This is a genomic window from Streptomyces sp. NPDC004031 (assembly GCF_053604375.1).
In genome coordinates, this window is the sequence record NZ_JBSGHL010000016.1 from 94,694 (window position 1) to 112,554 (window position 17,861).

The 17,861-nt window shown below is 71.2% G+C and carries 11 protein-coding genes and 4 pseudogenes; 3 read left to right on the forward strand and 12 right to left on the reverse strand.

Going from position 1 to position 17,861, the window contains the following annotated elements; genetic code table 11:
* Positions 1 to 339 precede the first annotated feature (339 nt).
* Positions 340 to 1,782, forward strand: a complete 1,443-nt coding sequence (locus tag ACWERV_RS13165; protein ID WP_452932285.1) for an NF041680 family putative transposase — start codon at positions 340 to 342, stop codon at positions 1,780 to 1,782.
* A gap of 13 nt (positions 1,783 to 1,795) precedes the next feature.
* Here the strand turns inward: ACWERV_RS13165 and ACWERV_RS13170 are convergent, their stop codons facing one another.
* The 6 genes and pseudogenes from ACWERV_RS13170 to ACWERV_RS13195 all read right to left on the reverse strand — a co-directional run bounded on the left by ACWERV_RS13170 (position 1,796) and on the right by ACWERV_RS13195 (position 7,004).
* On the reverse strand, positions 1,796 to 2,233 hold the full coding sequence (locus tag ACWERV_RS13170) for a pyridoxamine 5'-phosphate oxidase family protein (protein WP_452932288.1): 438 nt from the start codon (positions 2,231 to 2,233) through the stop codon (positions 1,796 to 1,798).
* A gap of 657 nt (positions 2,234 to 2,890) precedes the next feature.
* A pseudogene (locus ACWERV_RS13175) lies at positions 2,891 to 3,232 on the reverse strand (hypothetical protein); the annotation flags it as partial.
* A 31-nt stretch (positions 3,233 to 3,263) separates the two neighbouring features.
* Positions 3,264 to 3,377: pseudogene (locus ACWERV_RS13180) on the reverse strand (alpha/beta hydrolase); the annotation flags it as partial.
* 146 nt (positions 3,378 to 3,523) lie between these two features.
* Positions 3,524 to 3,841 (reverse strand): NIPSNAP family protein, encoded by a 318-nt coding sequence (locus tag ACWERV_RS13185; protein WP_452932290.1) that lies wholly within the window; start codon positions 3,839 to 3,841, stop codon positions 3,524 to 3,526.
* A gap of 31 nt (positions 3,842 to 3,872) precedes the next feature.
* Positions 3,873 to 4,004 (reverse strand): annotated as a pseudogene (locus ACWERV_RS13190) (IS5/IS1182 family transposase); the annotation flags it as partial.
* 6 nt (positions 4,005 to 4,010) lie between these two features.
* Positions 4,011 to 7,004, reverse strand: a complete 2,994-nt coding sequence (locus tag ACWERV_RS13195) for a helix-turn-helix transcriptional regulator (RefSeq protein WP_452932292.1) — start codon at positions 7,002 to 7,004, stop codon at positions 4,011 to 4,013.
* Positions 7,005 to 7,668: 664 nt separating this feature from the next.
* Here ACWERV_RS13195 and ACWERV_RS13200 point away from each other — a divergent pair.
* A complete protein-coding gene (locus ACWERV_RS13200; RefSeq protein ID WP_452932295.1) occupies positions 7,669 to 9,675 on the forward strand; it encodes an NACHT domain-containing protein in 2,007 nt (668 codons plus the stop codon).
* Between the two features lie 88 nt (positions 9,676 to 9,763).
* On the opposite strand, the gene ACWERV_RS13205 is transcribed toward ACWERV_RS13200, so the two are convergent.
* The 6 genes and pseudogenes from ACWERV_RS13205 to ACWERV_RS13230 all read right to left on the reverse strand — a co-directional run bounded on the left by ACWERV_RS13205 (position 9,764) and on the right by ACWERV_RS13230 (position 15,722).
* Positions 9,764 to 10,369 carry a hypothetical protein gene (locus ACWERV_RS13205; protein WP_452932298.1) on the reverse strand — a complete coding sequence of 202 codons (606 nt, stop codon included), beginning with the start codon at positions 10,367 to 10,369 and terminating at the stop codon, positions 9,764 to 9,766.
* A complete protein-coding gene (locus ACWERV_RS13210; RefSeq protein ID WP_452932300.1) occupies positions 10,366 to 11,220 on the reverse strand; it encodes an alpha/beta hydrolase in 855 nt (284 codons plus the stop codon). Before ACWERV_RS13210 ends, ACWERV_RS13205 begins: the two co-directional genes overlap by 4 nt.
* 151 nt (positions 11,221 to 11,371) lie before the next feature.
* Positions 11,372 to 11,692 (reverse strand): annotated as a pseudogene (locus tag ACWERV_RS13215) (MFS transporter); the annotation flags it as partial.
* A 460-nt stretch (positions 11,693 to 12,152) separates the two neighbouring features.
* On the reverse strand, positions 12,153 to 12,320 hold the full coding sequence (locus ACWERV_RS13220; protein ID WP_452932303.1) for a hypothetical protein: 168 nt from the start codon (positions 12,318 to 12,320) through the stop codon (positions 12,153 to 12,155).
* A gap of 25 nt (positions 12,321 to 12,345) precedes the next feature.
* Positions 12,346 to 12,702 (reverse strand): PRC-barrel domain-containing protein, encoded by a 357-nt coding sequence (locus ACWERV_RS13225; RefSeq protein WP_398191628.1) that lies wholly within the window; start codon positions 12,700 to 12,702, stop codon positions 12,346 to 12,348.
* Positions 12,703 to 12,941: 239 nt separating this feature from the next.
* Positions 12,942 to 15,722, reverse strand: a complete 2,781-nt coding sequence (locus ACWERV_RS13230) for a lectin (protein WP_452932305.1) — start codon at positions 15,720 to 15,722, stop codon at positions 12,942 to 12,944.
* A gap of 728 nt (positions 15,723 to 16,450) precedes the next feature.
* On the opposite strand from ACWERV_RS13230, the gene ACWERV_RS13235 reads away from it, so the two are divergent.
* Positions 16,451 to 17,677: a hypothetical protein gene (locus ACWERV_RS13235; protein ID WP_452932308.1), complete on the forward strand. Its 1,227-nt coding sequence runs from the start codon at positions 16,451 to 16,453 to the stop codon at positions 17,675 to 17,677.
* Positions 17,678 to 17,861 lie beyond the last annotated feature (184 nt).

Here is a 17,861-nt window from a genome sequence, read left to right on the forward strand (position 1 = left end):
GCGTCGGCGGTCATGCCGGTGGCGCGGCGGCGCACCATACGACGGCCGGTGCGGGGCGGGGTCGACCGGTTCGAGCGGACCGGGAGGACGTCGGACTGCGTGCCGGGGCGTAGACATCGGCGCCTGTCTTTCGCGCGGGGAACTGGGCTCGCGCAGGTAACTCGGTGAGCCAGGTGTACCAGCCTCAGCGGGTGGTCGCTCAGCTTGTTTTTTATCTTCCGGACTCGAACGCCGTCTCGTACTGGGTCGCTCACCTGGGGGTTCGCCGGACGTGGGGGCGGCCTTCGTCTGATCATGTGCTCCGACCAAGGTGCACGTGACCAGACGAAGGCCATGAGGATGAGTCTGCTGCCTAATGCTGTCCGGAGGGAGGCGTTCGCGGAAGCGTCACGCTTCCGGGGCGAGTTCTATGAGTGTCTGGGCGCTCGGCGCGACGAGTTGTTCGAACTGTCCGACGCCGTCTTGTGTGCGGAAGGTGCGGTGAAGTCCCCGGTGGATCTGACGTTGCTGCCGGAACATCGTCGCGGGCACGGAGCGATGTACGGAGGTCTGGATCACGGCCGGATCGACGTCGGCCGGCTGCGTAACGTGCTGGCCGGACTGTCTCTGCCGCGGTTCGAGGACGGGCGCCTGGTGCCGGCGGTGGATGTGTCACCGTGGCTCCGCTCGGACGCGCCGTGCTCGGCGGACCGTCTGTTCTGCCACGTCTACGGACGGGCGAAGACGGCCTCGCAGTTCATTCCGGGCTGGCCGTACTCCTTCGTGGCCGTGCTGGAGCCGGGTGCTACGTCCTGGACCGCAATCCTGGACGCGGTCCGGCTCGGGCCCGCGGACGACGCGACCGCGGTCACTGCCGCCCAGCTCCGAGGAGTGGTTGAACGACTCATCGCCGCGGGCCAATGGCAGGCCGGGGACCCGCATATCGTGATCGTCAGCGACGCCGGCTACGACGTCACTCGCCTGGCCTGGGTCCTGCGCGACCTGCCGGTCGAACTGGTCGGCCGAGTCCGTTCCGACCGCGTGATGCGTCTGCCGAAGTCACCACGGATGCACGGTGTCAACGGCCGGCCGCCCAAGCACGGCCCGGAGTTCCGCTTCACCAAGCCGGAGACCTGGCCCGAGCCCGCGATCATCACGGTTACCGACACCGCCAACTACGGCAAGGCCGTCACCCAGGCGTGGGACCGGGTCCACCCCCGGCTCACCCACCGCTCCTCCTGGCTCGACCATGACGGTGAACTACCGCTGGTCGAGGGGACGCTGATGCGGTTAAAGGTGGAGCACCTATCGAAGGAGCGGGATGCCCCGCCGGTGTGGTTATGGTCCTCCAAGACTGGTGCCACCCCGGACGACGTGGACCGCTTCTGGCAGGCGTTTCTCCGCCGTTTCGACCTGGAGCACACGTTCCGCTTCGCGAAGCAGACCCTCGGCTGGACCACCCCGAAACTCCGCACGCCCGAGGCCGCGGACCGCTGGACCTGGATCCTGATCGTCGCCCACACGCAGCTCCGCCTCGCGCGACCGCTGGCCGCGGACCTGCGCCGGCCCTGGGAGAAACCCTCCGCCGCCGACCGGCTCACCCCGGCCCGGGTCCGCCGGGGGTGCAGGAACATCCGCGCCCACCTCGCCTGCCCGGCCCGTGTTCCCCAACCCCGAGGCACCGGCCCCGGACGGCCACCCGGCTCCAAGAACAAACACCGGGCACCCCGCTACGACGTCGGAAAAACCGCCAAACGCCCCGAGACCCTCAAGGCCATCGGCAAGCCCGGAAGATCCTGGTAGACAGAGCACAAGTTCAGCGAGCAACCGTATAGCTCAAGTCGTGGGCTGTCAGGGACGAAGGGGTCAGCCGCAGCCACATCGTGCCGCGCTGAGCAGGATCATCATGCAGGTAGCGGACGAAGCGTGAATCCCAGAGGGACTCATCCGTGCCCAGATAGCGGACCAACTTGCGGCGCCCACGCGGGACGTCGAAGGGGACAAGTTCAGCCCGACCACGCGCGATGACCTGGCGGACAAGCCCCGTCGCGACGTCACACACATCCACGACAAGAGCGATTTGCGCTTCCGCGCTCACCCGGTGAAACAGCCTGGCCCACGGCCCGGTCAGAACCCAGAAGGCCCCCTCCTCCCACAGAAACCACACAGGCCGCACACTCGGTCCATCGGTAGCAATGCGCGCAGTGAGCGGCTGACCGAGGAAGACATCAATATCAAAGGGAGGAGACGTCACGTGGCCATGGTCGTTCTTCCAAACGCCGCCGAACACCCCGACCTTCGACCTAGGTCGAGCCATCCGTAGACCGGGCAAATCCTGGTAGATAAAGAACAAGCTCAGAGCGCGTTTGAGATCAGTTCAGGGGACTTTCCGTAGGGGTTTGGGGCCGGGTCGGGTAGCGGGCTGTCCGCGGGTGAGCGGGCGAACTGTCATGTCGGTCATGGCCCGGCGGATCATGGTTTCGGAATGAGCAGGGCCGTGTTCGTAGTCGCCACACCAGCGGCCGCTTCGCCCCGTCGCGGTCCTGGACGTGGGCCGCCAGGACATGGACGGCCAGAAGCAGGACGAGAACGTCGGTGACTCAACGCCTGGCAGCGGTACGCCCTGGCCCACCTGCCCGATCCCGCGCGACACGTGCTGTCGCTGATACCGCCCGAAGGAGCTGGCCGCCAGTACCCGTACAGCCGCGGCAAGCGCCAGCGAGCACGCCACCGTTCTGCATGAGGCAGGACTGATCCGCACCGCCCGGCATCACAACAGCGTCCCGCACAGCGCCACCCCGTTGGGCCTCGCGCTGCTCAACCGCGCGCAGGGCGCGATCTGACGGTGCCGGATTCGACCTGATCTCCCCTGGAGGGGTGGCGGCATCGTGCGTACCCGGCGCACCGGACATCAGCGCGTGATCCGCGGGTCCGGTGCGCCGGTGGCGCTCACGACGGCAGAAGGTGGTCCTCGAAGAACGCGACGGTGCGGCGACGAGCTGCGGGATGCCAGGGTGGCCCTCGGAGCAGTGTCCCGCCCCTCCACCCGCACCAGAGGGGAATCCGTGCCGGCGTCGAGCAGCCGCGCGTGCAGCTGTTCGCTCTGGGTGACGGGCGCAAACACGTCGGCCGAGCCGTGCACGAGCAGGAAGGGCGCGGCCGGACCGGTCACTTGCCGCACCGGGCTCGCGGCCCGCGCCGGGTCGGTCGCCTGGGCGAGCCTCGCTCCCAGTAGCCGGCCCTCGGGCGAGTCCGCGTCCCCACCGGCCGCGTTCGCGCCGGAGGAACGCGAGGACCGACAGCACGTCCTCCAGCAGGGCGGGGAAGCGTGCCTCGCCCGACAGGCGGTAGTCGATGGTGGCGACGGCGATCCCTGCTGCGGCCAGTGCGTCGAACACCGAGCCCGGCTACAGGGTGTGCGGCAGGCGGCGGCGGTCCCCCGACCAGAAGGCGCCTGCGTGGATCCACACGACCAGCGGCGCCCCGCCGTTTCAGCCGCCGACCACGGCGCACATCTCCGTGCCCGCCCGCTTGCCGACCCGGGTCATGAGGAGGACCCGGGCAGGAGGGGGCGCATGAAGGTGCGGTCGTACCGCAGGACGCACCCGCTCTCGTCCCTGATGCGGTCGGCGTCCACGAACTCCGGATCCGCGCCGAAGAGTGTCCGGTACTTCTCGTAGGCAGCAAGGCTGGGGAAGCTGAACAGGGCGAGAGCCTTGTCGCTCGCGCCTTCCGCCGGCAGGAAGTAGCCGTGGTGCGTGCCGCCGTGCTGGTCCACCAGCTCCATCCAGCGACGCCCGAACCGCTCGAACGCCTCGATCTTCGCCGGGTCGATCACGTACTCAACGACGCAAGTAATCATGCTCCGAGGTTAGGACGTTTCGTTCGGATCATCGGTCGGACGGGACGGGGGTGACCGCCCTAATGCTGCGTCTGCGGAGGTGGTCGCGGATGGGGCGGGAGGAGTGGGCCTCGTCGGCCAGGACCACGTCCGGCCGGGTGCGGAACCGCCCGACTGCTGCGCGGCCGGATCAGCTGTCGGCGGTCGTCCCGGGCTTGAGCAGACCCTCGCGGTAGGCGATGGCCACGGCCTCGGTCCGGCCCGTGGCGCCCAGCTTGGCGAGGATGTTGGAGACGTGGACGCTCGCCGTCTTCCCGCTGATGAAGAGCTCCTCGCCGATCTGCCGGTTGCTGCGCCCCCGGCCGAGCAGCCGCAGGACCTCGCTCTCCCGGGGGGTCAGCGCGGCGATGCGGTCCGCGGCCGCCGGAGCGTCGGCAAGGCGACCGCGCCTGATCAGGGAGTCCACCGCCTCGCACAGCGGAACCGCGCCCAGCCGCACAGCGGTGTCCCGGGCCGCGTAGGCCTGTTCGGCTGCCTCCGCACGGCGCTCGGCGGTGAGGAGGGCTTCTGCCAGCCTCCAACGGCACCGGGCCAGCTCGTACGGATCGTCGTAGCCGAACGCCGTCACGGCCCGGTCCCAGGCATCCACCTCCGGTCCGGTGGCGGCGCGCACCCCCTCGGCCTCGGCGCGGGCCAGCCACGCCAGTCCTTCGGGGCCCTGCCTGGTGCCGTCCTCGCCCTGGGCGGCTGTGGTCCGGGCCAGTTCCACCAGCTCGCCGGCGGTTTTCACCCAGAGGCCGGCTGCCACGGTGTCGGCGGTCAGGCGGGACTCCTGCGCCGCGTCGGCGACCGCCGCCAGTGCGAGCGCGGCGAGCCGCACCACCACGTCGGGCCGCTCGGAGCCCGAGGCGTCCATGAGCGCCTCGACGGACGCGCGCATCTGCCGGACGGAGCCGTCGGCATCGCCGCGCATCGCGGCGCTGTCGGTCAGCACGACACTCGCGACGAGCGTCGACATCCAGTCGAAGGGGCGGTCGAGCAGCGCCTGGGCGCCCGTGACGGCCGCGTCGTACTCACCGCGGGCGAGGGCCACGTACAGCGCGGGTCCGGTCGCGAACCCGCCCGCGACCGGGAGGATTTCGGCGTCGGCGGCGGCCGCTCGCGCGCACTCGTCCCAGCGGCCGAGCGTGTAGAGCAGCAGCGACCGCAGGTAGCGCAGTTCCAGGGCGTACGGGGAGGAGTGGAGGCCGGCCCGGGTGGCGCGTTCGAGGCCGTCGCCGATCCAGGTCAGGCTGTCGTCCAGGTCACCGGATTCGTAGCAGCCGATGGCCAGGTTGAACAGGGCGCGCATCTCCACCGAGAAGTTCCCGGCGGCGCGGGCCAGTTCGCGCGCGCGGCGCAGTCGGTCCCGGCCTTCGGCGGTCCGGCGGTTGTGCGCCTCCATGCCGACCAGGGAGATCATCACGTCGGCCTGGGCGTCGCCGAGCCGGAGCAGTTCGGCACTCTCCAGCGCCTGCCGGGCGACCTGCTCGGCGTGCTCGTGCCGTCCCACATAGCGTGCGGCCATGACATGGGTCGCGGCCGCCCACACCCAGGTGGACGAGGGCGGATCCGCCGGGATGAGCGCGAGCGCCTCACTGCTGTAGGTGAAGGCGTCGGCCAGGCTGTCGACGCGCATGAGATCGCCCGCGAGTGTGTAGCGCACTCGCGCGGCCAGTTCGGAGTCGGTGTTCGCGCCGGCCCGCCCGAGCGCCGAGCGGGTGAGCTGGACGGCACGATGGGGTTCACCGGCGCGGGCGGCGGCGGCCGAGGCGCGCAGCGTGAGGGTGATGGCGTCGAAGGTCCCGGGGCGATCGGACGCGTCAACCGCCGCCCACAGCTCGAGGGCGGACTCCAGGTGGCGCAGCTCCGCGGCGGGCGCGCCCACACGCTGCGCGTGGTCGGCGGCCTCGAGGGAGGCGGCCAACGCATCGGCCGGGTCGTGGCTCTCGCGTGAGTGGTGAGCACGCTCCGCCGCGCTCTCCGCCGATCGGCCCTCCCCCGCCAGGAGCCGGGCGAACACCCCGTGCAGCCGTACCCGTTCGCCGGGCAGCAGGTCCTCGTACACGGCCTCGCGGGTGAGGGCGTGCCGGAACGAGTACGTCGCGTCGTCACCGGGAATCAGCAGCTGGCGTCCGACCGCCTCGCGCAGCGCCGACTCCAGCTCCTCCTGAGGCAGTTGTACGGCGTCACGCAGCAGGTCGTGCCGGACGCGGCGCCCCGCCACGGCCGCGGTGCGGAGCACCTGCTGCGCCGTCTCGGAGAGCTGCTCGAGCCGGATGAGCAACACGTCGGCCAGGCCGCCCAGGCTTCCCACCCCCCTGGGCATCGCGGTGGAGGCGGGGCCGTCGTTGCCGGGCATCGCGGCCAGCAACTCCTCGGCGTAGAACGCGTTCCCCTCGGCGCGGCGGACGATACTGCGCACCGTGCTGTCGGAGACGGGGCCGGTGCGCAGCGCCTGTACGAGCCGCGCCACGTCCGCGTCCGGCATCGGCCGCAGCTCGAGCCGGTCGACGGCGTGCAGCCGGACCAGCTCGGCGAGCAGCGGCCGCAGCGGGTGACGGCGGTGCAGGTCGTCCGCGCGGTAGGAGGCGAAGACGGCGAGGCGGCGAGGCGGGCCGCCGGGGAAGGGCCGCTGGAGGATGCCCCGGCTGAGCAGAAAGCGGAGCAGATCCCGGGAGGACTGGTCCGCCCAGTGCAGGTCTTCCAGGACGAGCAGGAGCGGGGCCAGGTCCGCGAGGTCCGCGAGGAGTCCGGTGACACCCTCGAAGAGCTGGAGGAGGTTGCCGGGGTCGGGCGCGCCGCCGGTGCCGTGAGCCGCGCCGGTCAGGCGGTCCACGGCCGGGTGCGCGGCGAAGACCGGGGCGAACCGGTCGTCGGCGGCGGCCGCGCCGAGGATCTCCGTGAACGGGAGATAGGGCAGACCCACGTCACCGAGGTCCACGCAGTGGCCGGTCAGGACGGTCATGCCGGCGGCGGTCGCGTGCGTGGCGGCCTCCGTCAGCATGCGGGTCTTGCCGACACCGGCGTCCCCGGACAGCAGGACGGCGCGCGGATCGCCAGCCGAGGCCCGTTTCAGCACGCCGGTGAGCCGGGAGAGCTCGTCCTCCCGGCCGATGAACGGCGTACCGAATGTCTGTTCCACGTCCCCATCCTGGCACGTGCCGCCGACATCGCCCGTCTGCCGCCCGCGCCCCGGTCCGGGGCGCGGGCGGGAGCGACGACGCCGGACGTCCGCGGCACTACCGGAGCCGGTCCTCAGGCCCCGCCGGGGTGAGCCGGCGCATGTTCGCCCGCGTCCGCTGTCGCGCGGGCAGCGGGGGTGTCCGGGGCCGGGTGTGCGTGGGCGTCGTGGGGTGGCGGGTGGGCGTCAGCGGTGGCAGGCGCAGATCGCCTGGTGGCGGGCCCCGTGGGGGCCGGTCTGTAGCTCAGGAGGTGACCCGGTGGCTGCCGTGGTCCGACCAGGGCTGGTTCGGCGGGCCGTCACGGAGGTGCCTCCGCAGACAGGCGGGCCCCCTGCGCGCGCACGGCCGCGCCGTCCGCAGGCCGTCACCGGCCGCTGCCACGGCGGCCTCCTCGGCACTGGCTGCGCTTGCCGACCTCACGCCACCTGGGCGGCCCGGTGTCGGCAGTTCGTGTCCACGGGACCTGGCCGGACCGATGGCCGGCGTACAACCGGCGCCGTCCCGGTCACGGTCAGGTATCGGACCCTGCATCGGCCCATAGGCCACCCAGGGGTGCGAAACGATTCGGATATGGGGCGTTCGCGAGTCAGGCGGGTGGGCCTGGCGTACGCGGTCAGCCAACTGGTGACCACGCTGGTCGTCCTGTGGCTGAACCGTCATTACCAACTCGGCAGGGAAAGTGCTGTCGTCGTGACGCTTGTACCAACCCTGCCTGCGGCGTTTCTCGCCTGGGCGGCGTATCGGGACGACCGGTCCGAGGCAACGAGAGACCTGGACCTGGCGGCGCGGACCCTGGCGGCAGCAGTCAAAGTGTCGGGACGGGACCAGGTCGCGAGTCTGCTGGGCGCAGGTGGCAGGCGTATCGACGTGGTCTTCGACTACCTGCCCACAGCGGCGCACGATGCCGCTGGTACCGCCGCGCGTGGGCAACTCGCGGACGTCCTTGCGTACTACCGCAACCTGCGCCCTGCCCGACTGCTGATCACCGGTGCGCCGGGAGCAGGCAAGTCCTTGCTGGCTCTGCAGTTGCTCATCGACGTTCTGGACGACCCGGCCCGTACTGACACCGATCCGGTTCCCGTGCCCGTGTCCGTCGCCGGCTGGGACACTCTCCAGCCGCTGACACAGTGGCTGGCCGAGCAGATCCACCAGCGTTACGGCAGTATGGGCATCACCTCCGACGACGCGCACGCGCTGGTGAGCCGGCGACGTGTCCTCCCCGTCCTTGACGGCCTGGACGAGATGGACCACGCGGACACGCCACCCGGCCGCCGGCGCTCTGCGGCCGCCGTAGTCCAGTTGAACGACTACCAGGACACTCACGGCAGTGCTCCCCTCGTACTGACGTGCCGCACCGAGCAGTACGAGGAACTGGCCGCCACGAACGTACTGATGCTCGACGCCGCCCGTGTCCAGATCCGTCCTGTCAGCACCGCGCAGGCGACGGCCTACCTCACGGCCCGTGTTTCTGCCCCGCTCCGCTGGGCGCCTGTGCTGGCCGCTTTGACCGCGCATCCGGCCGGTTCCCTGGCTCGCGCTCTGGACACCCCGTGGCGTCTCAACCTGGCCGTCACCGTCTTCGAGCAGCGCGACCCGCAAACCCATACCTACGTCCGCGATCCAGCCGACCTCCTCGGCCTTGTCTCTCCCGATGCGATTCGCGACCACCTGCTCGCACGTCGTATCCAGGCCGCCACCGCCCAGCACCCGAGCCGCTACAGCCCGCACCAGGTTCAGCGGTGGCTGAGCAGGCTCGCCACGCACCTGGCGGGCTCCACCGGGACGGAGCCGGATACGGACGTCGTCCTCCATCAACTGTGGACTCTCGCGGGGCCCCGCCGTGTCCGCGCCATCGACGCTGTTGTCACTGCCTTCCTCACCTCGGCCGTCTGTGCGGCCTTGTTGGACCAGAGGCCGTCAGGCTTCTCCTCGCGCCAGCTGCTGGGAGTGGTGCTGCTTGTGGTTTGCTCCGCAGGGTCGATCGCCGTCAACTCGATACGGCCTCCCAGAAGCGCCGGCGCGCGAGGCAATCCCGCCCGGCGGCACCGGCTGACAGCCGAAATCGCGGTCCTTCTGGCGACCGCTCTGGCGTTCGGGCTTGCGATCGGTCTCGGAGGCGGGTGGGGAGACGGATGGGCAGGCGGGTGGGGAAGCGGTCGGGGAGGACTCGGCGCGGTGATCGGGCCGGCGGTGAAGGTGGTCGTTGGAGCGATGGTCGTAGTGGTGTTCTTCGTGGGGAGCCCGACAATCTTTCGCGCGCTCGCCGGAGGGTTCATCGTCCCTACGGACCCGCGGCATCCCATCAGGGACGACCTGGTGGTCGGCCTGACGATCGGCGTGGCCTGCGCGATTGCGTCGGGAACAGCAGTCGGAGTCATCGCGAGTCCCGGGCTCGGGGCGACTGCCGGGCTCGCGCTCGGCCTGGTGACAGGCTTCTGGCCGTGGTCACAGTCCGCTGCCCGGCGCTATCTGGTCTTTTTGTGCGTGTGCCGGGGCCGACTGCTGCCCTGGCGCCTCGGCGCGTTCCTGAACTGGTCCTACGAGGCAGGGTTGCTGCGGATATCGGGCATCGCCTACCAGTTCCGCCACCGGGAACTGCAGGACTGGCTCATTGCCAACCCGACACGTTGACCACGCCACAGCGCTCGCGCTTCCCGGGTTCACCGCCACCGTTGCCCCTGCGGCTCTGGTGACCTGACACAGCAGTACACGGACGCCGTCAGGACAAATCGTCCCCTCCGGGCTGGGGTCCCAACTGCGGGAGCGGCCGGCATCGCGGTCCTTCCGTCCCGGATTCCCCGCCGCGAGGGGAGCCGTGCAGGGCGGGGACGATGCGCCAGTCGCGCTGGAAGACGAGGTTGTGGAGGTCGGCAGCCACGACGGCACGCAGGGTCGGCACCAGTTCGGCGGCCTGCTGCGGGGTGGAGACGTTGAGCGGCCACTCGCCGACGGTCGCGCCGCGAAGGTGGGGGTGATGGAAGCCGGCGCCGTAGTGGGCGTGCAGGGTCAGGGAGGTGATGCCGGCCCGCAGTTGCTCGGGCCAGCAGAGCGACCAGGCGGCGAAGCTTCCGCCGTGCCCGTCCTGGCGGAGGCCGGTGGCGTTCAGAGTCCCGCTGCCCAGCAGCAGGTGGGCGTCGAACTCGGCGAGGACCTGGCGGGCGGGCGCGTCCATGAGCCGGACGGCGGCGCGGAAGGCACCGTCCTTGCCGGTCCTGTCCCGGTGCCCGGCGTGGGTGCCCTCGCGCAGATCGGCGAAGTGGCGCAGGAGGGCGTCCAGCGGGGCGGGGGACGCGGGAGGTTCGGCGGGGGAAACGGTCGAGGTCATCGGACGTCGTTCCTTTCGGGCGGGGGTGTGCAGGGTTCGCGGGGCAGGTCGCGCAGGGTGCGGGCGAGGAGCGGCAGCAGGGTCCCGGTCGGGCGCAGGAGGTCGGCGTGCCCGGTGCCGGGCGGGTGGAGGAGGTGGACGGGGACGTCGGCGTCGCGCAGGATCCGCGCGTAGCGGAGGGTGTCGCCGCTGACGGGGTCGAGGTCGCCGGCCGCCAGGACGGCCGGGGCGAGTCCGCGGTGGCCTGCTGCGCCGAAGGGCGTGGAGTGCAGGACGGTGCCGTCGGCGGCGAGGGCGGTGGCTGTCGTCCCGCGGTGGGCGTGCCAGGCGCGGCGCAGCGCGGCCGCGGTCGGGAAGGCTCGGGGGTCGCGCCGGTGGCTCGGCGCCCGGCAGCCGGGGTCGAGCGGAGGGTAGGCCAGGACCTGGACGCCGAGCCGGCCGCCGCGGTCGCGGACGGCGAGCGCGGCGCAGGCCGCGAGGGTGGCCCCCGAGCTGTCGCCGCCGACCGCCAGCGGCGAGCCGGAGGCGTCGCTGCGCAGGCGGGTCCACTCCAGGACCGTCAGGAGGTCTTCGAGGGGGGCGGGGTGCCGGTGGCGCGGTGCGAGCCGGTAGTCGACGCTCACCACGGCCCAGCCGGACAGGACCGCGAGGCGGGCGGTCACGTCGTGCCACTGCGCGACCGATCCGTACTGCCAGCTGCCGCCGTGGGCCCACACCAGGAAGCCGGTGGGCGCTCCGTCGCCGGAGCCGGGGCGGAACACGCGGGCGCCGACGGCGGGGTCGCCGGGGATCACGAGGTCGGACCAGGTCGCCCCGGCGGCGGGGCGGGCCGGGCGGAGGGCGGGAGACATGGGGGCTCCTTTCGTACGGGAAGCGGCCGGGGCGGCAGAAAGGGGGGAAGGACGGGATGTTCGCGGACCGGCGCGCGGTACGGGCGGCGGCGGAAGAGGGTGCGGCGGTGGTCACCTCGGGACGGGCGGGGCGGCCCGGCAGGTGCGGTCCGCCCCGGGTGCCCAGGAAGAGCAGCACGGCCGTGGCGGCCGCCTGGAGCAGCCCTCCGGCGACGAGCGCGGTCGAGGTGGAGGTGCGGGCGATGACCTTCGCGGCGAGGAGCCCGCCGACGACCGTACCCGCGCCGAGCACGCCGAAGGTCACACCGGCCTGGAGCGGTGAGAAGCCGAGGGTGTCCTGGAGGTAGAGGGTCAGCAGGTACACCAGCGACGTCTCGGTCACGAAGGCCAGCAGGCCGAACACGTTGCCCCAGGCCACGTTGCGGCGGCCGAGCACGGCGGGCGGCACCAGCGGCTGGGCGACCTTCCGCTCGCGCGACGTTCAGGATCGAGTAGTCGACGGCGAGCATGAACTGGGCGACCAGCAGCACCCCGAGGACAAGCTTCAGCCGGCCGGTGAGCTGCTCCGCGCCGGCGCCGGGCTCTGGGCGGGTTGCGGTGGGCAGCGACGCCGTTTGTGTTGTGGACATGACACGCACCCCTTTCGACTCCGCCGCGCGGAGGGGGCGTTGGAACGAGGGACACCGAACAACCCCAGCTAATGGGTCCGACGTCCCGTTACACCCAGAAAGGTAGCACGGGATCACCACTAAAGGCACTCTGATTCCGATTACCTGAGGCCCAGCACAACGGCGTCACCTGCACCGCATACGGCCACGGCGTCACAGCCCGGCCCGCCTGCCCCGTCCTCGCGGGCGCCCGCGAACTCCGCGGACAAGGCGGGGCACCGGCGGAGACCGGGCGGTGCCGTGCCGTGCTCCCTCGCCGTGCGGTCAGCGCACGGGACGCCTTCCGGAGCGCCGCCAGCGCAGCGCGAGATAGGCGAGGTCGGCGGCGAACAGCACGATGCCGATGACCAGCAGGAAGGCCAGGCCGTGGGCGACAGCGCCGACAAGGCCCAGCACGATGGCGACGATGACCAGCGCCAGGAAGAGAACCACGGCGTACTCCCTGTCCGTGCGACGCTCAGCGGCGTGCGAGCTGTCGCTCGCCGGCGGCGCCGACATGGTAGGCGATGTCATAGTGGGCGAAGATCGCGGCTTCGTCCTCGGCGGGCAGCACGTCGTCGGTGCCCATCGACGGGCTCTCCTTCACCAGCGCCCTGTCGTAGGCGACCTTCACATAGCCCGGTCCGACGCTCGCACCGTCAAGGGGGACGAACACCAGCCGGTGTCGTGTGGGCAGGCCGATCTGCACAGTGGCCATCGCCGGCTCGTCCGTGCTGGTGTTGACGTAGACCGCCTCGAAGGTGCCGATCTTGTGCCCTGCGGGGTCCACGACGTCGTACGTGCGCCACTCGCGGATATCCGCCACCTGGATCATGCTTCGGCCCCCTCGTGCGTTCGGAATCTGCGACTGCTCTGCCCATCTACTGCCCCGGAGCGCTGTGCTCCACCAGATTGCGGCCATCCGGCCGATCAGCAGGGCGCAGGCGCGGCGCCGGGGGCCGGGCCGCCGGAGAGCGGAAGTGCTCCCGCCTTCCGGCCGTACGGCCGGAAGGCGGGAGCCGAACCTGCTGGAGAAGGTCCGGAGAATGCCGCCCGGTCGCCGGGCGGGCCGGCTCAGCTCGGCAGCTTCCAGTTCTGCGCGCCCGTGCCGTTGCAGCTGTAGAGCTGCAGTTGTGTGCCGTTGGCGGTGGAGGAGTTCGGGACGTCCAGGCACAGCCCGGACTGCGGGTTGACCAGCGAACCGCTGGAGCCCGGCGTCCACTTCTGGGCGCCGCTGCCGTTGCAGGTCCACAGTTGGACGGCCGTGCCGTTGGTGGTGCCGCTGTTGCTGACGTCCAGGCACTTGCCGAGCGTACGCAGCGACCCGTCGGCGGCGACGATCCAGTCCTGGGCGTAGGTACTGTTGCAGCCGTAGATCTGGACGTGGGTGCCGTCGGAGGTCGAGGAGTTGGCGTCGTCCACACACAGGTTCGTGCCGACGCCGGCCCCGATCGGGCCGATGCGGGGCGAGGCCGGTGCCGCGGTGTCGCCGGCATAGGAGGGCGGGGCCGCCGAAGCGGCGCTCGCCCATGAGGTGTTGGCGCTGGTGCCGAGCGTGAAGCTCAACGTGCCGCCCGCGGTGACCGCGGTGGTGGGTGCGTAGGCGTTGTTCCAGGCCGCGCCGTTCCAGGTGGCCGACTGCACGTACGGTGCGTTGTCCGCGGCACCGTTGCCGTTGATCGTCAGCGACGCGCCGGACGGCAGCGTAATCACTGCCTGCGTGAACAGCGGTGAGCCGAGGGCGAGATCAGAGGTGCCCGGGGTCTCGGGGTACATGCCGAGCGCGGACCAGACGTACCACGCGCTCATCGTGCCCAGGTCGTCGTTGCCGTCGGCCAGGCCTGCGGGGGTGTTCGCCCAGATCTGGTCCTGGATCGCCCGCACCGTGCCCTGCGTCTTGTACGGCTCACCGATGTAGTCGTACTCCCACGGCAGTTCGATGCTGGGCTCGTTGCCCACCCACGCGTAGCCGTTGCCGCCGGTGAAGCTGCGCAGGGTGGTGTCGAGGTAGTCGTTCATGGCCTTGTTCCCGCCCTTGGCCCTGGCCAGGCCACCGACGTCGAACGGCACCATCCCGGTGTAGATCCAGGAGTCGGCCTCGACCATGTCGGTGCCGCTGGTCGGATCGAAACCGCCGGTCCAGGAGCCGCCGGCATTGCGCGGCTCGACGAAGCCGGAGGCCGGGTTGAGCACGTTGCGCCAGTCCTGCGCGCGGTTGGCGTAGGTCTTCTGGTCCGCGCTGTCGCCGAGCCGGCCGGCCAGCGCGGAGAGCGCGAAGTCGGCGGTGTCGTACTCCAGCGTGGTGGCCACGGGGCCGTAGAAGTTGCAGCAGCCGTAACTGCCGTCGTGCGGCATGTACCCGGGCGAGTTCAGGTAGTTCAGACCCGGCCGGTTGTTGTTGGCCTTGCTCGCCTCCGCGACCATGTCGGCCAGCGCGGTGGCGGTGTCGAACTTCGTGGCGCCGAAGGCATGGTAGTCCGCGAGGATGGCGTCCGCCGGGTCACCGACCATCACGTACGACTCACCGTTGTTCTCCGACCACTTGGGGAACTGGCCGGTCTGCGCGTAGTCGTCGACCATCGACTGCGCGGTGTCCGAGGCGACCTGCGGAGCGACCAGCCCTTCGAGCTGGGCCTGCGAGCGGTAGATGTCCCAGCCCGAGTAGTTCGCGTACGCGGCACTGTGGCCGGAGTCCACGGTGTGCGTCTTGCCGTCGAAGCCGTAGTACTGGCCGTTCGAGTCGCTGATCACGTTGGGATGCAGCAGCGAATGGTAGAGCGCGGTGTAGAAGGTCTGCTGCTGCGCCGCGGTACCGCCCGCGATCCGCACCTTTCCCAGCGCGGCGTTCCAGGAGTTCTGCGCGGCGGTGCGGGTCGCGGCGAAGTCCCACCCGCTGTTCTCCGCGGTGCGGTTGGCGACCGCGTTGGCCACCGACACGTAGGAGACGCCGACCTTGGCCTGCACCACCGGGTTGGCGGTGGTGTCGAAGGTGACGTAGCCGTTCGAGGCGGCCGCCTGGGGTACCGCGCTTCCCGTCACGGACTTCGTCGTCGCGGCCTTCGGCATCTTTGCGTGCAGCACCGACTTGCTCGGATCGTCCACGGTGTTCTTCGACGCAGCGCCGGTAGTGGCCCGGGGGTTCGCCGCCGGCTTGGCGATCGACGCGCCCTCACCGGCGAACGGCTGGTCGAAGACCATGTCGAAGTACACGGTGTACGTGTTTCCGGCCCCGCAGAAGTGACCGCTGGTGACCTGACCGCTCACCTCGGTGCTGGACACCTTCGTGAACTGGGTGTTGGTGCCACCGTACTGGCTGCCGGTGAGCTTGAAGATCAGGTTCGCCTGGGTGGTCTTGGGGAACGTGAAGCGGGCCATGCCGCTCCGCGTGGTCGTGGTCAGTTCGGTGGTCACCTGGTTGTTGAGCGCGACCTCGTACGAGCCCGCGGAGGCCGACTCGTTGGCGTGCGAGAACGCGTCCGTCGCTCCGGTGTTCACCGCACCGACGGTCGGCAGCACCGGAATGTCGCCGGAGGCACCGCACCCGGGGCCCGCGATGTGGGTCAGGCTGAAGCCTGTGATCGAGGAGTCGTTGTACTCGTAGCCACCGCCCGGTGGGCGCGAAGGCGTGTCCGGGCTCCATTGCACCATCCCGAAGGGCACGTCGGCGCCGGGGAAGTCGTTGGCCTGGTTGGTCGTCCCGACTAACGGGTTGACCAAGGTGGCCGGAGAGGTGACCAGAGCGGCCGCCCTGGCGGCGGCCGTGGCCGGCGCACACATCCCGGCCACGGCCAGCGATGCGGCCGCGAGCACGCCGATCACATACGCTCCGGGGGATCTGGACAGTCGTGTCCTCACGAGATTTCTCCTCTGAGTGAGCGTTGACAACGTTGTCGGTCAGTGCGTACAGCAACGGCCGGAACCACAGGGGAGATTGACAACGTTGTCGGATCTGATGCGGGCCTGAGAAGCTGCTGACGTTCCGGCATCTGATGACTCCAAGAGCTCAGCGGTACGCGAGGGGCCGGTGAGTGGAGAGCACTGAGCGCGAAAGTACCGACTAGGCAGGGACACGTCAACCATTCGCACGCGTGGTCGGGAGCGGGCCACCGGGTCCCCCGCGCCACGGCAGCGAAGCGCGGCGTTCAGAAGGCCGCTGCCCCGCGTCTCCATCCGGCTCCCGGCGCTGCGGTCCGCCCGGGAGAACCCTCCCGGGAATCCCGCCGCATCCACGGCGAGCTTCTCGTCAACGGCATCCGGATCCCGCGCATCGACGCGACCGCGGAACGGCGAATACGGACCGGCGCACACCGTACTTCCCCCCGTGCCCGGCTGTCCGCGTCACGGAGTAAGCCCGCGCCGCTGGGCCACGACAGGCCCGGCCGCGCGCCAGGCTCCAGGGCGGGTCCGCGAAGTCCCGGCGTCCACCCGGAGGGCGAGGCGGACGGAGCCTGGTGCGTGCGACCGCAAGGCGGAGGGTCGTCCTCGTAGCGGGCCTGCTCGGACGAACCCGACAACGCAGCGGGGGTGCGCGCCAAGCGCCGCCCGCCGGGCGGGACTTCGCGGACACGCCCTAGCATCGGGCGATGCGCCTCACGTCCTCTGCCACAGCAGCGCTCGCCTGCCTGCTGGCCTGCGCCCTCACCACGGCCTGCGGCGGGTCCTCCGACCGCGCCGACGCCGCGCCGTCCGCAACCCCCAGGTCCGCGTCCGCCTCCACAGCACCTGCTTCCCCCGGTGCGACCTCCTCGCAGCCGGCCACCGCGTCGAGCACCCACCGGCCCAAGCCGTCCGCGACGGTGAAGCTGCCCGCGCCGGGCGCTCCCGCCGCCGCGGGCAACCCGGACGGCCACGCGGCGGTCCCGGCCGCCGCGCGGGCGGTGGACACCTCGTCGCCGACCCGGACCGTGGGCGACGGGACCCCGGCGAGCTGCACCTCGGCCGCCGTGGTGGCCGCGGTCGCCGCAGGCGGCGTCATCACCTTCTCCTGCGGCCCTGACCCGTTGGTGATCACCATGAAGACAACGGCCAAAGTGCGCAACGCCGCCGCCCGCGTCGTCCTTGACGGCGGCGGCAAGGTCACCCTCAGCGGCGCGGGCAGGCGGCGCATCCTCTCCATGGACACCTGCGACCAGGCGCAGGGCTGGACCACCTCGCACTGCCAGGACCAAGCCACGCCGCAGCTCGTCGTGCAGAACCTGACCTTCGCGGACGGCAACTCCACCGGCGAGACCGCCGAGGGCGGGGGCGGCGGCGCGATCTTCGTCCGCGGCGGTCGCTTCAAGGCGGTGAACGACCGCTTCGTCCGCAACCGCTGCGACCGCACCGGTCCCGACCTCGGCGGGGCGGCGATTCGCGTCCTCGACCAGTACCACGGCCTGCCCGTCTACATCACCGGCAGCACCTTCGGCGGGGCGCCCGGCCTGGGCGGCAGCTGTTCCAACGGCGGCGCGCTGAGCAGCATCGGGGTGTCGTGGGTGGTGCTCAACAGTGTCATCAGCTACAACTCCGCGGTGGGCAAAGGGGCCAACCCTGCCCGTGGCGGCACGCCCGGGGGCGGCAGCGGCGGCGGCGTCTACACCGACGGCAACACGTACACGGTCACCGTCGAGGGCTCGCTGATCGCGCACAACGACGCCGTGGAGGGCGGCGGGGCGTTCTTCTTCGTCAGCAACGACCACACCGGCACCCTGGCCCTGCACAGCAGCGAGCTGCGCTCCAACGCCAGCCACGGCTTCGCCACCGCTGGATACCCCGGCGTCTTCTTCATCGGCGCGGGCAAGCCACAGGTCTCCGGCAGCACGCTTCGGTAGGGCACGTCCCCCCTCGGCACCAGTTCGCCGGGCCGGTCACCCCGGCTTCCTGCTCGGTCCACTCCAGCCACGGACGCATGAGGGTGCCGACACGCCATCCGCCAAGGTCACGGCCTTAGTCACCGGTCAGCGGCAGCAGCCAGCGACATTCGCGCCGGCGCCCAGGACGATGGTGTCAGGGCGC

What these genes read in the sequence shown, in the direction of transcription:
- ACWERV_RS13165 (WP_452932285.1), top strand. Translation starts at nt 340, where the DNA reads ATGAGTCTGCTGCCTAATGCTGTCCGGAGGGAGGCGTTCGCGGAAGCG.
- ACWERV_RS13185 (WP_452932290.1), bottom strand. Translation starts at nt 3,841, where the DNA reads ATGATTACTTGCGTCGTTGAGTACGTGATCGACCCGGCGAAGATCGAG.
- ACWERV_RS13205 (WP_452932298.1), bottom strand. Translation starts at nt 10,369, where the DNA reads ATGACCTCGACCGTTTCCCCCGCCGAACCTCCCGCGTCCCCCGCCCCG.
- ACWERV_RS13210 (WP_452932300.1), bottom strand. Translation starts at nt 11,220, where the DNA reads ATGTCTCCCGCCCTCCGCCCGGCCCGCCCCGCCGCCGGGGCGACCTGG.
- ACWERV_RS13225 (WP_398191628.1), bottom strand. Translation starts at nt 12,702, where the DNA reads ATGATCCAGGTGGCGGATATCCGCGAGTGGCGCACGTACGACGTCGTG.
- ACWERV_RS13235 (WP_452932308.1), top strand. Translation starts at nt 16,451, where the DNA reads ATGCGCCTCACGTCCTCTGCCACAGCAGCGCTCGCCTGCCTGCTGGCC.